The sequence below is a fragment of the Blautia argi genome (assembly GCF_003287895.1).
Lineage (GTDB): Bacteria > Bacillota > Clostridia > Lachnospirales > Lachnospiraceae > Blautia > Blautia argi.
In genome coordinates this window covers 1,290,453-1,304,274 of record NZ_CP030280.1, presented here as the reverse complement: position 1 = coordinate 1,304,274, position 13,822 = coordinate 1,290,453, and the positions used below count along the sequence as shown (strand labels likewise).

The following is a 13,822-nucleotide window of genomic DNA, read 5'->3' as shown; positions in this document are numbered from 1 at the left end:
ACAATTATGGGATTTATGACAATAGACGGCAGAAAGGTAGAATTTACCGATGAAAAAAATGTCCTTTCTGTTATCCGCAATGCTGGTATTGATTTGCCAACACTTTGCTACCATTCGGAATTATCTGTTTTCGGTGCCTGTCGTTTGTGTACCGTGGAAGATGACCGGGGCCGCACTTTTGCCTCCTGCTCTGAGGAACCAAGGGACGGCATGGTGATTTACACCAATTCCGGGAAAATTAAAAAATACCGAAAAATGATTGTAGAGCTTCTGCTCTCTGCTCACTGCCGCGACTGTACCACCTGCGTGAAGAGCGGCGAATGTGTACTGCAGGATTTAGCGCACCGCATGAATATTACTTCTGTGCGCTTCCAGAACACCAGAGAAGAAAGACCTCTGGATACCAGTTCTCCTGCTCTTGTCCGCGACCCGAACAAATGCATTCTCTGTGGCGATTGTGTCCGCGCCTGCAGTGAGCTTCAGGGGCTTGGTGTACTGGGCTTTGCTCACAGAGGTACTGACGCTATGGTTATGCCTGCCTTTGACAAGCCTTTATCTGCTACAGACTGCGTAAGCTGCGGTCAGTGCCGTGTCTTCTGCCCAACAGGCGCAATCAGCATCAAAACTCATATGGACGAGGTATGGGACGCCATTGCAGACCCAAATACCCGCGTTGTAGCACAAGTAGCTCCTGCTGTCCGGGTTGCAGTAGGCGATGCCTTTGGTCTGACAAAGGGACACAGCGTAATGGGCAAATTAGTTGCCGTTCTGCATCGCATGGGCTTTGATGAGGTATATGATACCGCCTTTGCCGCAGACCTTACCATTATGGAAGAATCCAAAGAATTTTTAGACCGGGTAGAAAAAGGCGAAAAGCTGCCGCTCTTTACCTCTTGCTGTCCTGCATGGGTAAAATATCTCTGCGACCAGTATCCTGAATATAAAGATAATCTTTCTACCTGCCGTTCTCCTCAGGGTATGTTCTCTGCTGTTATGAAGGAATATTACCGTGACCCGGAGAAAAACCAGGGTAAAAAAACTTTTGTGGTATCTATTATGCCATGTACGGCAAAGAAAATGGAAATTCTCCGCCCCAACAGCTTTACCAAAGGAGAACAGGATACGGACGTGGTTATCACCACCACAGAGCTTATCCGTATGATTCGTAACTCCGGTATTGAATTTTCCACTCTGGCTACAGAGGCCTGTGACATGCCCTTTGGCTTTGGTTCAGGTGCCGGCGTTATCTTTGGCGTAACCGGCGGTGTAACAGAGGCTATGCTGCGCCGCTTTGCAGACCGCCATGACAAGGCAACCATGGACAGTGTTGCAGAAGCCGGCGCAAGAGGCGAGGCGGGCATTAAAGAATTTACTGTTACTTATAAGGGGACTCCATTAAACGTCTGTGTTGTCAGTGGACTTGCCAATGCACATACGGTTATGGAAAATATCAAGAGAGGAAAAAAACAATACCACATTGTAGAAGTTATGGCATGCCGCAGAGGCTGCATCATGGGAGGAGGACAGCCGCCAAGAGCAGGCAACCGTACCAAGACAGCCAGAACAGAAGGACTTTACCAGGCAGACAGTGTAACCAGTATCCGGAAGGCTGATGAAAATCCATTGATTGTATCTCTTTATGACGGACTTCTGAAGGGAAAAGTACATGAGCTGCTGCATGTAGATGAATATTAAGCCAGGCAGAAAATGGTATAACGTATAATGGATAAAAGAAAATGGATACATTTCCATAGCAGTTAAAACCACTGTTGTGGAGAAATGTATCCATTTCCTATCTTTTAGACGCTTTTATCACAATGCTATAATTTTTGCCCCAAGGGCTTCTGCTTCTTCTCTTTCGTGGGTAATGCAAAGCACAGTCTTTTCCCTGAATCTTTCCTGCACAAAGGCCAGCACACACTCCCTGGTTTCCCTGTCCAATCCCTTAAAGGGTTCATCTAAAAGCAGCACGTCCCAGTCTGCATATATGGCTCTCAAAAGTGCCACCCGCCGCTTCATACCTCCAGACAGCTCCTTTACCTGACGCTTCCCACAGTCCTTAAGTCCCACTGCCAAAAGTCCTTCTTCTACCTGTTGTAAAAACTCCTGACTTTTACCCTTTTTTCCCTTCTGAACAAGACGGATATTGGCTTCTGCAGTGAGATTTTCGCACAACCTATCCTCTTGAAAAACAGCCCGAAGCTGACGGTTTTCAAGTCCTTTTATTACTCCGCTGTCTGCTTCTTCCAAGCCCAGAAGGATTCTGAAAAGCGTGGTTTTTCCTTTTCCCGAAGGAGCCATAATACAGGTTGTCACCCCTTCCGGAATTTCTGCGCAAAAGTGATCCAGCACCTTCTGTCCGTTGTATGTCTTGCATAAATTTCTTATTTGAATTCCCATATCTGTCACCTCTCCAGCCTCTTCACAACCCAATCTATGACACTTAAAAAGATTTTTTCAAAAAACAGGCTGATAACAATAATCACTACTGTCCAGGCAAATAAATCTGGAGTTTCCAAATACACTTTTGACTGGTACAAATGCTCTCCAATAGAACCTTTTGGTATTCCGATAACTTCTGCCGCCACCCCTGCCTTCCAGCAAAGTCCCAATGCCACAGAACAGCCGGAGCGGAAAAAAGGCAGCACCTGAGATAAATAAATATACCGAATCCTTCTGATTCCTGTCACCTGAAACACCTGTGCCATTTCCAGTAGATTTTGGTCCACACGCTCCATACCTTGTTGTACATTGGTATAAACCACAGGAAACACCATAAAAAAGGAAATAAAAACGGACAGATTCTCAGAAGGTATCCAAATAAGCGCCAAAATGACAAAAGACGCTACCGGAATGGATTTCATAGTCAACACCAGAGGTGCAAAAAGTTCTTTTTATTCTGTCAAAACCTGCTGAAATTCCACCCAAAAGAACGCCGAATCCCATACCTAATAAAAAACCGCCGGCTATGCGGGAAAGAGAAAATCCCACTGAAGCCCAAAATTCCTTTTTCCAAATCAATTCCCCCAGCCTTTGTAAAACAGCAACAGGAGATACCAGAAGTATCTCCTGCCCGATTGCCATACTTGCCACCTGCCATACCAGGAGCCAGAAGGCTACTGCCCAAAACCTGATTTTTCTTTTCTTTTTATTCTGTGTAATAGAAATCATCTTGCGGCACTACGCCTCCTACTGCCTGTGGATTCTGATTTTTCAGCACCTCCAGATAACCGGAAAGTTGTTCTTTCATATCTTCTCCATCTATGTATACAATGTTACATTCCGGCAGCGCTTTTTGTGCAATCTGCGGTGGTACAATGTCATACTTTCCTACCAACTGAGCTGCCTCCTCTGTATTTCCGTTTACATACTCTACTGAGTCCTCATAATGCTCCAAAAAATGCTCCACCGCCTCAGGATTTTCCTTTACAAAATCTGTACGAGCTACCACTACACCGGTAATCATACTGCTTTTTTTCTCTTCCTTTTCCTGTACCTTTTCCCACTCCTCTGTCAAATCCAGAGCTATACGAATAGATGGATTTTTTGTCTGAACTGTGGTAACAAAAGGCTGCGGCAACATGGCAATACTATTTTCCCCTGTCAGAATTGCTGCTACACATTCTGAATGTTCACTCTTCCATTCAATAGTCACATCTTTTTCCGGGTCAATGTTGTTTTGCCGAAGAATATAATCCAGCGCATATTCCGGGGTAGAACCTTTGCCGCTGGCATAAATAGTTTTTCCCTTTAAGTCTGCCGCTGACTGTACACTGTTCCCGTTTTCCACCAGATACAACACGCCTAGCGTATTAACTGCCAGAACCTGTACCTGACCATTGGTTTTATTGTACAGCACAGAGGCCAAATTTGCCGGAACTGCTGCAACGTCTGTTTTTCCCTGCACCAGCTTTGGCGTCACCTCATCGGCAGAGGCAGAAATGGAAAAATGATAGTTTTCATCTGTGAGTGCACCCTGCTCTGCCTGATCCATGAACTGCACCATACCCATAGCAGTTGGGCCCTTTAAAGCTGTAATATTCATATCTACAGGCTCTGAATTCTCCTCAGATTCGCTTTTTGCTTTCTCAGCTGTTTCCTGTTCTTCCTGAATAACCTCTTTTTGCCCTTTCTTTGCCTCTTCCCTGCTACCACATCCGGCTATAGATACAACTGCCATAGTCACTGCCAGAAACAGCGCTGCTGCTTTCCTCTTCATGTCTGTCTTTCCTTTCTCATGAGAATTTCCTGCTTATCTGCTGTGCAAGCCCGAAAATCCTTCTGCGGTTTCTTTTCAATGAAGAAGCCAGCCTCCTTATCTTTCGGACTGCATACAGCCTCTTCTTCCAGATTCTTGCTTTTCTTTTCCTGCTCATATGCTTCTTCCTGTTATTTTACAACCCGGACTCTGTAAACATGCTCAATATTTCTTAACGCCTCTGCCACCTGGCTGTCAATAGGAGAGGTTACGTCCAGCATGGTATAGGCATAATCTCCCTTACTTTTGTTGGTCATGTTTGCAATGTTCACCCCTGCATCACCCAGCGTTTTGGTAAACTGAGAAATCATATTGGGCACATTTTTATGGTTAATGGTAATTCTGCCTGCGTCCACACATTTGCCTGCATCACAATCCGGATAATTCACAGAATTTTTAATGTTTCCATTCTCCAGATAATCCATAATCTGCTTTACTGCCATAACAGCACAGTTATCTTCAGATTCCTCTGTAGATGCTCCCAGATGGGGCGTTACCAGTGTATTCGGCGCTTTTGCTACTACGGGATTGGCAAAATCTGTCACATACTTCTTCACCTTGCCTGTTTCCAGGGCTTCACACAGAGCTTCCTCATCTACCAGCAAATCTCTGGCAAAGTTTAAAAGCACCACGCCGTCCTTCATGTGAGAGATTTCTTCTTTTCCAATCATCTTTTTCGTAGTTTTCAGAAGCGGCACGTGAATCGTAATATAATCACAGTCCCGATAAATTTCTGCAATATCATTGATATGATGAATGCTTCTGGAGAGATTCCATGCAGCATCTACGGAAATAAAGGGATCATATCCATAAACTTCCATACCCAGATGCACAGCAGCATTTGCTACCTTAACCCCAATGGCTCCAAGACCGATAATTCCCAGCTTTTTACCGCTGATTTCACAGCCTGCAAATTTTTTCTTTTCCTTTTCTGCCTTTTTCGCAAGATCCTCTGCCGGCTCCTGGCTCTTCAGCCATTCAATGCCTCCCACAATATCTCTGGAAGCAAGCAGCATACCAGCCAGCACCATTTCCTTTACGCCATTGGCATTGGCACCCGGCGTATTAAACACCACTACACCTTTTTTCGCCAGTTGTTCCAGGGGAATGTTATTTACCCCGGCTCCGGCTCTTGCCACTGCTGCTACCCCCGGCGCCAGCTCTGTCTGATGCATATCTGCGCTTCTTACCAGTATGGCATCTGCTTTCTCCGCCAGCTCCGCTTGTTCATATTTCTTTGAAAACTCTTTCAATCCCACCTGAGAAATAGGATTCAGACAATAATAACCATACATATCAGACATTCTCCTTCTCAAATTTCTTCATAAATGCCACCAGCGCCTCCACGCCCTCTACCGGCATGGCATTGTAAATGCTGGCTCTCATACCGCCTACACTTCTGTGTCCCTTCAGATTTTCAAGTCCTGCTTCTTTTGCCTCTTTCACAAATTTAGCGTCCAGTTCCGGATTTCCGGTGACAAAAGGCACATTCATAAGAGAACGGTCTTTTGGCACAACCGTGCCTTTAAACAAATGGCTTTTGTCAAGAAAATCATATAAAAGGGCTGCCTTTTTCTCATTTCTTTCCTTCATCACAGACAAACCGCCCATGTTCTTCAGCCACTTAAACACCTTGCCGCACATATAAATACAGTAGCTGTTCGGAGTGTTATAAAGTGAACCGGCGTCTGCATGGGTTTTAAAATTCAGCATGGTAGGTGTTCCCTCCAGCACGTCACCGGTAATCAAATCCTCCCGGATAATGGAAATTACCATACCTGCAGGTCCGATGTTTTTCTGCACACCGCCGTAAAGGACTCCGTATTTGCTTACATCCACAGGTTCAGACAGAAAACAGGAGGATACGTCTGCCACCAGAGTCTTTCCCTTGGTGTTTGGCAGTTCCCTGAATTTCGTTCCGTAAATCGTATTATTTTCGCAAATATATACATAATCCGCATTTGGACTGATATCCAAATCTGAGCAATCCGGTATATAGGAAAAGGTCTTATCCTCAGAAGAGGCTATCTTATTTGCTTTTCCATATTTCTGTGCTTCCTGCCATGCTTTTTTTGCCCACTGCCCAGTAACAATATAGTCTGCCTCCCGGTTTTTCATCAGATTCATAGGAATCATGGCAAACTGCTGACTGGCGCCGCCCTGAAGAAAAAGCACCTTATAGTTTTCAGGTATCTGCAGCAAATCCCGCAAATCCTCCTCTGCCTCGTTTATAATTGTTTCGAACATACCGGATCGGTGACTCATCTCCATAACGGACATTCCACAGCCTCTGTAATCTAACATTTCTTCTGCTGCTTCTTTTAACACTTCCTCCGGCAGCACTGCCGGACCTGCTGAAAAATTGTAAACTCTGCTCATGATGCTTCCTCCTCTGATTTTGTTATTTTTGCTTTTTTGCCAAATCTGCCTCGTCAAAGGCGTCCTCAATATTGGCTCCTGCCGGAACCATTGGGAATACCTTATCGTCGCTGTCAATGATACAGTCCAGAACCACTGTGGTATTTAAACGAATGGCCTCCTGAATGGCTCCCGGCAAGTCTTCCTTTTTTGTAACCCGAATTCCCACAGCGCCCATGGCCTCTGCCAGCTTTACGAAATCCACCTTATCTCTTAACACTGTATTAGAATACCTGCTTTCGTAGAACAAAGTCTGCCACTGCCGAACCATTCCCAGCACCTGATTATTTACCACCACCTGAATCAGAGGCAGATTGTTTCTGGTAGCTGTGGCAATCTCATTCATATTCATGCGGAAACAGCCATCCCCTGCCACATTGATAACTACCTTGTCAGGATTTCCCATTTTTGCCCCAATGGCAGCCCCAAGTCCATATCCCATGGTTCCAAGACCACCAGAGGACAAAAAGGTACGGGGCATAGTATATTTATAATACTGAGCCGCCCACATCTGATGCTGTCCTACCTCTGTTACAATAATCGCCTCTCCGTCCGTCTGTCTGTACAGTTCTTCAATAATAGCAGGTCCTGTAAGCCCTTCCTGATGGTACGCCAGCGGATATTTGGCTTTCAGTTCTTCTATGGTTTCCATCCATTCCCTGTGTTCTGTTTCTGGTATCATCTGATTCAGCTTCTTTAACACTTCTTTAGCATCCCCGATTATACTACAGTCCACCAGCACATTTTTATTAATCTCTGCTGCATCTACATCTATATGAAGAATCCTTGCATTTCTTGCAAAATTTCTGGCATTTCCAATGACACGGTCAGAAAATCTGGATCCAATGGCAATCAAAAGGTCGCACTTTGTCACCCCAAGATTAGAGGCCTTTGTTCCGTGCATACCCAACATACCTGTATAGTAAGGGTCTGTGCCGGAAAATACACCTTTTCCCATAAGGGAATCCGTCACCGGACTCTGAATCTTATGTGCCAGTTCCCGCACCTCTTCCCAGGCATTGGCTGCCACAGCGCCGCCACCTACAAAGATAAAAGGACGTTTGGCTTCCTGAATCATCTGCGCCGCCTTTTCCAGACTTTTCTGCTCAATTTCCTCTGTATATGGTTTTACAGGCTTTGGCACATAGGGCGTAAACTCTGTCTTATTGGCAGTTACGTCCTTTGTAATATCCACAAGCACAGGCCCCGGTCTGCCGCTTTTGGCAATCACAAAAGCACGGCGAATGGTTTTCGCCAATTTTGTCACATCTTTCACAATAAAACTGTGCTTTGTAATGGGCATCACCACGCCCGCAATATCCACCTCCTGGAAGCTGTCCTTTCCAAGAAGAGGCAGACCCACGTTACAGGTAATTGCCACAATGGGAATGGAATCCATATGAGCTGTAGCGATTCCTGTGACCAGGTTTGTTGCCCCCGGACCGCTGGTTGCCAGACAGACTCCTACCTTTCCCGTAGAACGGGCATAGCCGTCTGCTGCATGGGCTGCTCCCTGTTCATGGGAAGTCAGCACATGGTGAATTTCCTCCTGATGCTTGTATAACTCATCATATATATTCAGTATTGTACCGCCCGGATAACCGAACACTGTATCAACACCCTGTTCTTTCAGACATTCAATAACAATCTGCGCGCCTGTCAGTTCCATAGACCAATCCCCCTCTGTTTATTTTTGGATTTCCAGTACAGCTCCTCTGTTTCCGCTGGTTACCATAGACGCATATCTTGCCAGATATCCGGTAGTCACTTTTGCCTCTCTGGGCTGCCACTTTGCTCTTCTCTTTTCCAGCTCTTCCTCAGATACTGCCAGCTCCAGCTTTGTTTCCGGAATGTTAATGCGAATGATATCTCCTTCTTCTACCAGGGCAATGGGACCGCCTACTGCAGCCTCCGGTGAAATATGTCCAATGGAAGCCCCTCTGGAAGCGCCTGAGAAACGTCCGTCCGTAATCAGCGCCACACTGGAACCAAGACCCATACCTGCAATGGCAGAAGTCGGGTTTAACATCTCTCTCATACCCGGACCGCCTTTTGGTCCTTCGTAACGAATTACTACCACATCGCCTGCCACGATTTTGCCGCCTTTAATAGCTGCAATGGCGTCCTCCTCGCAGTCAAAGACTCTTGCCGGGCCTTCATGCACCATCATTTCCTCACACACAGCGCTTCTCTTTACCACGCCGCCGTCCGGTGCCAGATTTCCGGTAAGCACTGCAAGCCCTCCTGTCTGGCTGTATGGATTCTCCAGCGGACGGATAACTTCAGGATTTTTATTGACGCAGTTTGCAATGTTCTCTCCCACGGTCTTTCCGGTAACGGTCATGCAGTCCAGATTCAGAAGGTCTTTCTTTGTCAGCTCCTTCATCACTGCCCACACGCCGCCTGCCTCATTTAAGTCCTCCATATAAGTTGGACCTGCCGGCGCCAGATGACACAGATTGGGAGTTCTTGCACTGATTTCATTTGCAAAAGTAATATCAAAGTCCCAGCCGATTTCATGTGCAATGGCAGGAAGATGAAGCATACTGTTGGTAGAGCAGCCAAGAGCCATGTCCACAGTCAGAGCATTCATTAAAGCGTCCTTTGTCATAATATCTCTTGGACGGATATTTCTTCTGTACATTTCCATAACCTGCATGCCCGCATGTTTTGCCAGCTTAATACGCTCAGAATATACCGCAGGAATGGTTCCGTTGCCTCTTAATCCCATACCCAGCACCTCGGTCAGGCAGTTCATGCTGTTTGCTGTATACATACCGGAACAGGAACCGCAGGTAGGACATACATTGTTTTCAAATTCTTCCACGTCTTCTTCTGTCATGGTTCCGGCACTGTAGGAGCCCACTGCCTCAAACATGGAAGACAGACTTCTTTTCTGTCCGTGCACCTTTCCCGCCAGCATGGGGCCGCCGCTGACAAAAACTGTGGGGACATTGATTCTGGCTGCTGCCATTAAAAGTCCCGGTACATTTTTATCACAGTTTGGCACCATAACCAGAGCGTCAAACTGATGTGCCATAGCCATAGCCTCTGTGGAATCTGCAATCAAATCTCTGGTAACAAGGGAATATTTCATACCTACATGTCCCATGGCAATACCGTCGCAGACTGCGATAGCCGGAAATACCACCGGAGTTCCTCCTGCCATGGCAACTCCTAATTTTACGGCATTTACGATTTTATCCAGGTTCATATGCCCCGGCACAATTTCATTATAAGAGCTGACAATTCCCACCAGCGGTTTATCCATTTCTTCCTTTGTCATACCAAGGGCATGAAACAGGGAGCGGTGAGGCGCCTGTTGCATTCCTTTTTTTACTGCATCACTTTTCATGTATTTTTACCTTTGACCTTTCGTTTTCTATAAACCTTTTATCTGATTTTTTCCGCAATAAGGGTTCCCATTTCTTCAGTTCCTGCCTTTTTCATACCATCTGAGAAAATATCCGGGGTACGGAAGCCCTCTTTTAACACCTCTGCTACAGCTTTTTCCACTGCGTCTGCCTCTTTGTCCAGATCCAGAGAGAATCTCAGAAGCATGGCAGCGGACAAAATGGTGGCAATGGGATTTGCAATGCCCTTTCCCGCAATATCCGGGGCAGAGCCGTGACTTGGCTCATACAACCCGAAACCTGTTTCGTTTAAACTGGCAGAGGACAACATGCCAATAGAACCGGTCACCATGCTTGCCTCATCAGACAAGATATCTCCAAACATGTTTTCCGTAAGAATTACATCAAACTGTCCCGGATTATGTACCAGCTGCATGGCGCAGTTGTCTACCAACATATGCTCCAAAATAATATCCGGATAGTCTGCTGCCACCTCTTCCACCACGCTTCTCCAGAGTCTGGAAGAATCCAGCACATTTGCCTTATCTACACTGGTAACCTTTTTCCTTCTCTTTTTTGCAATCTCAAAAGCCTGAATGGCAATTCTGCGAATCTCCTCTTCATTATAAGAAAGGGTGTCCACAGCTGTCCGAATCCCGTTTTCCTCTGTGGTTCTGCGTTCTCCGAAGTACAGACCTCCTGTTAATTCTCTGACAATAATCAGATCAAAGCCGTCCCCAATGACCTCTTCCTTTAAAGGACAGGCAGCCTTTAATTCCTCATACAAATAAGCAGGTCTTAAATTGGCAAAAAGGTTCAGAGCCTTTCGGATACCCAGAAGACCTGCTTCCGGTCTTTTGGACGGCTCCAGCTGATACCACGAAGAGGTCTTTGCATCTCCTCCGATAGAGCCCATCAGCACTGCATCAGAAGACTTTGCCTTTTCTATGGTTTCCTGCGTCAGCGGAACGCCGTGTGCGTCAATAGAAGCGCCCCCTAAAAGCAGCTCTTCATATACAAATTCATGTCCGTATACCTCACAGACCTTATCCAGAACCTTTTTTGCCTCTTTTACAATTTCCGGACCGATTCCGTCGCCGGGAATTAATGCTATTTTTCTTTTCATACTGTCACCCTTTCCCCAGTCTTTTTATTTTGTCATTCTTTTATCATTCATGGAATGTAATTAGTAATATGATAATCCTTTTCCTTCCATAATTCAAGCAATAATCCCTCCCGTACTATATCTTTTCGTTATGGTTTCCATTCCCTGAAATCTTTCCTTTAAAAAGAGGCTGTTGCATTTCCTGATATACACCAGAATACAACAGCCTCTTTTCCTATACCTTTTCTCTTGTAAACCCTTTTCCCAGCACTTCCCTTACGTCCGTCACAATAACAAATGCTTCCGGGTCTGTTTCCTCCACAAGCTCTTTCAGCTTCACAATCTCCTTTTTTCCAACCACGCAGAACAGCATTTTTCTGTCCTTTTGGGAATAAATACCCTGAGAATAGATTCCCGTAAGTCCCCGGTTCAATTCCTGCATAATCTTTTTGGAAACCAGGTCCTCTTTATCTGTAATCACATATGCACCCTTTGCAAAATGCAGACCCTCCATAAAGCGGTCCGCTGTCCAGGAAGTAATAAAAATTGCGACCACAGCGTACAATGCCTTATGGATTCCAAAGACTAATACACCCAAAAGCACAATGCTGCCGTCTATAAACTGCAGAATCTGAGGAATGGAATAACACCGCAGCTTATGCTGAATCAGGGCAGCCGCCATATCCGTACCTCCGGTGGTTCCCTGTCCCAGAAAAATACAGCCAATGCCCACGCCCATAATCACGCCGGCAGCAAGAGCTGCCAGCAGCATGTCGTCCTGAATCAATGGCACCGGCGGAATCAGATAAAGCCAAAAGGAAAGGCACAGTGCGCCAAACACAGATTTTTTTGTAAATTCCCAGCCCTTTATCCAGATTCCCAGCAAAAACAGCGGAATATTCAATACCATATTGGTGATCCAAAGAGGAATTCCGCCCTCTATCCAGACCTGACTCAGACTTTTTATCACAATGCCCAGACCGGAAAATCCTCCGGTCACCATCTGCATGGCATCGTAAATAGAATTAATGGCAAGGGACATAATGCCCGTTCCCAGTATAATCAGTAAATAAGAACGATATCTTTTCTCTCGTTGTGTCTTTCTCACGCTTCTTTTCCTCCGAAAATTTCACAGGTTCGTTTACACGCAGACGCAGTCCCCGCACAGCCGCCAAGGGCACTTTCTCTAAGTTCAAAGGGAAGGCTTCTTCCCACATGGTACATGGCGCCCGCCATTTCATCAAAGGGAATCATGTGGACAATCCCTGCAAGGGCCTGCTCTGCACACACAAGAGCATTGGCTGCTCCCATGGAATTTCTGGTCTGACAGGGCGCTTCCACCAGCCCTGCCACCGGGTCGCACACCAGCCCCAGGAGGTTGGAAAGCGCTGTTGCCGCTGCGTTTAAACACATATCCGGAGTTCCGCCCATCACTTCCACAGCTGCTGCTGCCGCCATAGCGGAAGCTGCCCCTACCTCTGCCTGGCAGCCCGCTTCCGCCCCTGCCACAGAAGCGTTTCGCATAAGCAGATAGCCCACTGCCCCTGCTGTATAGAGCCCGTTTAAAATACGCCCGTCGTCCAGTTCGTATTCCTCCTGCAGTGCCAGCAACACGCCGGGAACCACACCGGAGGAGCCGGCAGTAGGCGCTGCCACAATGACCCCCATAGAGGCATTGACTTCTAAAACCGCCATAGCATAGGTCATTGCCTTTGAAAGCATGGTTCCGCATATAGATTTTCCCATACGGCGATGTTCTTCCAGTTTTTTTGCCTCTCCTCCGATTAAACCGCCTACAGATTTCACAGGCTGGATTAAAGGCTCTTTCACGGAATTTTTCATAATTTTCAGAGCCTTTTTCATCTTATCCTCTACTTCCTGTTCTGTTGTTTGAAAAAGTTCTGCTTCCCGCTTTTTCATCACCTGGGATATGGAAAGTTCCTGTTCCTTACACAGCTTTAAAAGCTCTGCTGCGTGATTAAAATCCATCTTTTCGTCCTCCTGTACCTGTATTTAAAGCTGTACCAGCATAATATCTGATACCAGCGGGTTTTCTCTGATTTTTCCCAGTACCTTTTGAGGGATTTTTTCATCAGACTCTACAATGGTATACGCTGCCGCGCCTTTCTCTTCCCGGAACAGCCGCATAAAAGCAATGTTTACCCCTTCTTCACTTAAAATTCTGGTAATATGCGCCACTACGCCGGGCTTATCGGTCTGACTGACAATCAAGGTGCTGTATTCTCCCGTAAAGTCTACCTCTATCTGATTCAGCTTCACAATCTTAACCTTACCTCCCCCTAAAGAAACGCCCCGGACAAAAAGATGCTCTCCTTTTGTCCCGTAAATATCCATGTCCGCTGTATTAGGGTGTATATCGTCCGGCTCTTTTTCCGCTGTTGAAAAGCGATATGAAATCCCTTCCTCCTTTGCCAAAGTAAGGGAATCCCGAATGCGTAAATCATCGGTTTCAAAGCCCATAATCCCGCCCAGAAGCGCCCTGTCGGTGCCATGTCCCCGATAAGTTCTGGCAAAGGAGCCGTACAACGTAAAATCCACTCTCTGAATTCTGCCGGGAAACAGCCTTCTTGCCAGCAATGCCATAGACGCTGCGCCTGCCGTATGAGAACTGGAGGGTCCCACCATATTCGGTCCGATTACTTCAAATAAACTGATACCTGCCATCTC

The 13,822-nt window shown here is 46.3% G+C and carries 14 protein-coding genes; 1 reads left to right on the top strand and 13 read right to left on the bottom strand.

The window, feature by feature from the left end; translation table 11 throughout:
- Positions 1-6 precede the first annotated feature (6 nt).
- Positions 7-1,695: a [FeFe] hydrogenase, group A gene (locus DQQ01_RS06395; protein WP_111919362.1), complete on the top strand. Its 1,689-nt coding sequence runs from the start codon at positions 7-9 to the stop codon at positions 1,693-1,695.
- Positions 1,696-1,812: 117 nt separating this feature from the next.
- On the opposite strand, the gene DQQ01_RS06390 is transcribed toward DQQ01_RS06395, so the two are convergent.
- From DQQ01_RS06390 to sdaAB, 13 genes are all read right to left on the bottom strand, one after another.
- Complete coding sequence (locus tag DQQ01_RS06390; protein WP_111920852.1) at positions 1,813-2,400, bottom strand: ATP-binding cassette domain-containing protein; 588 nt, start codon at positions 2,398-2,400, stop codon at positions 1,813-1,815.
- 5 nt (positions 2,401-2,405) lie between these two features.
- Complete coding sequence (locus DQQ01_RS17370; protein ID WP_330407686.1) at positions 2,406-2,864, bottom strand: ABC transporter permease; 459 nt, start codon at positions 2,862-2,864, stop codon at positions 2,406-2,408.
- On the bottom strand, positions 2,806-3,171 hold the full coding sequence (locus DQQ01_RS17365) for an ABC transporter permease family protein (RefSeq protein WP_330407685.1): 366 nt from the start codon (positions 3,169-3,171) through the stop codon (positions 2,806-2,808). The genes DQQ01_RS17370 and DQQ01_RS17365 overlap by 59 nt, the downstream gene beginning before the upstream one ends.
- A complete protein-coding gene (locus DQQ01_RS06380; RefSeq protein ID WP_111919360.1) occupies positions 3,149-4,219 on the bottom strand; it encodes an ABC transporter substrate-binding protein in 1,071 nt (356 codons plus the stop codon). Before DQQ01_RS06380 ends, DQQ01_RS17365 begins: the two co-directional genes overlap by 23 nt.
- A gap of 16 nt (positions 4,220-4,235) precedes the next feature.
- Complete coding sequence (locus DQQ01_RS15835; RefSeq protein WP_162624258.1) at positions 4,236-4,376, bottom strand: hypothetical protein; 141 nt, start codon at positions 4,374-4,376, stop codon at positions 4,236-4,238.
- Between the two features lie 13 nt (positions 4,377-4,389).
- Positions 4,390-5,553, bottom strand: a complete 1,164-nt coding sequence (locus DQQ01_RS06375; protein WP_111919358.1) for a phosphoglycerate dehydrogenase — start codon at positions 5,551-5,553, stop codon at positions 4,390-4,392.
- A 1-nt stretch (position 5,554) separates the two neighbouring features.
- The gene (gene serC, locus DQQ01_RS06370) at positions 5,555-6,637 is read right to left on the bottom strand and encodes a 3-phosphoserine/phosphohydroxythreonine transaminase (protein ID WP_111919356.1); all 1,083 of its coding nucleotides are present in this window, start codon (positions 6,635-6,637) and stop codon (positions 5,555-5,557) included.
- 22 nt (positions 6,638-6,659) lie between these two features.
- On the bottom strand, positions 6,660-8,345 hold the full coding sequence (ilvB, locus tag DQQ01_RS06365; protein WP_111919354.1) for a biosynthetic-type acetolactate synthase large subunit: 1,686 nt from the start codon (positions 8,343-8,345) through the stop codon (positions 6,660-6,662).
- Between the two features lie 18 nt (positions 8,346-8,363).
- Complete coding sequence (ilvD, locus tag DQQ01_RS06360) at positions 8,364-10,031, bottom strand: dihydroxy-acid dehydratase (protein ID WP_111919352.1); 1,668 nt, start codon at positions 10,029-10,031, stop codon at positions 8,364-8,366.
- 38 nt (positions 10,032-10,069) lie between these two features.
- Positions 10,070-11,155 (bottom strand): 3-isopropylmalate dehydrogenase, encoded by a 1,086-nt coding sequence (gene leuB / locus DQQ01_RS06355; protein ID WP_111919350.1) that lies wholly within the window; start codon positions 11,153-11,155, stop codon positions 10,070-10,072.
- A gap of 214 nt (positions 11,156-11,369) precedes the next feature.
- Complete coding sequence (locus DQQ01_RS06350; protein WP_111919348.1) at positions 11,370-12,242, bottom strand: YitT family protein; 873 nt, start codon at positions 12,240-12,242, stop codon at positions 11,370-11,372.
- Complete coding sequence (sdaAA, locus tag DQQ01_RS06345; RefSeq protein ID WP_111919346.1) at positions 12,239-13,123, bottom strand: L-serine ammonia-lyase, iron-sulfur-dependent, subunit alpha; 885 nt, start codon at positions 13,121-13,123, stop codon at positions 12,239-12,241. The genes DQQ01_RS06350 and sdaAA overlap by 4 nt, the downstream gene beginning before the upstream one ends.
- Before the next feature lie 24 nt (positions 13,124-13,147).
- Entirely contained in the window at positions 13,148-13,819 is a 672-nt protein-coding gene (gene sdaAB, locus DQQ01_RS06340; RefSeq protein WP_111919344.1) for an L-serine ammonia-lyase, iron-sulfur-dependent subunit beta, read from the bottom strand.
- Positions 13,820-13,822 lie beyond the last annotated feature (3 nt).

Excerpts from the sequence above, each read along its gene's own strand:
- leuB (WP_111919350.1), bottom strand. The coding sequence starts at position 11,155 with ATGAAAAGAAAAATAGCATTAATTCCCGGCGACGGAATCGGTCCGGAA.
- sdaAB (WP_111919344.1), bottom strand. The coding sequence starts at position 13,819 with ATGGCAGGTATCAGTTTATTTGAAGTAATCGGACCGAATATGGTGGGA.
- DQQ01_RS06380 (WP_111919360.1), bottom strand. The coding sequence starts at position 4,219 with ATGAAGAGGAAAGCAGCAGCGCTGTTTCTGGCAGTGACTATGGCAGTT.
- DQQ01_RS06395 (WP_111919362.1), top strand. The coding sequence starts at position 7 with ATGGGATTTATGACAATAGACGGCAGAAAGGTAGAATTTACCGATGAA.
- ilvB (WP_111919354.1), bottom strand. The coding sequence starts at position 8,345 with ATGGAACTGACAGGCGCGCAGATTGTTATTGAATGTCTGAAAGAACAG.
- ilvD (WP_111919352.1), bottom strand. The coding sequence starts at position 10,031 with ATGAAAAGTGATGCAGTAAAAAAAGGAATGCAACAGGCGCCTCACCGC.
- serC (WP_111919356.1), bottom strand. The coding sequence starts at position 6,637 with ATGAGCAGAGTTTACAATTTTTCAGCAGGTCCGGCAGTGCTGCCGGAG.
- DQQ01_RS06390 (WP_111920852.1), bottom strand. The coding sequence starts at position 2,400 with ATGGGAATTCAAATAAGAAATTTATGCAAGACATACAACGGACAGAAG.
- DQQ01_RS17365 (WP_330407685.1), bottom strand. The coding sequence starts at position 3,171 with ATGATTTCTATTACACAGAATAAAAAGAAAAGAAAAATCAGGTTTTGG.
- DQQ01_RS15835 (WP_162624258.1), bottom strand. The coding sequence starts at position 4,376 with ATGAGCAGGAAAAGAAAAGCAAGAATCTGGAAGAAGAGGCTGTATGCA.
- DQQ01_RS06375 (WP_111919358.1), bottom strand. The coding sequence starts at position 5,553 with ATGTATGGTTATTATTGTCTGAATCCTATTTCTCAGGTGGGATTGAAA.
- DQQ01_RS17370 (WP_330407686.1), bottom strand. The coding sequence starts at position 2,864 with ATGAAATCCATTCCGGTAGCGTCTTTTGTCATTTTGGCGCTTATTTGG.
- sdaAA (WP_111919346.1), bottom strand. The coding sequence starts at position 13,123 with ATGGATTTTAATCACGCAGCAGAGCTTTTAAAGCTGTGTAAGGAACAG.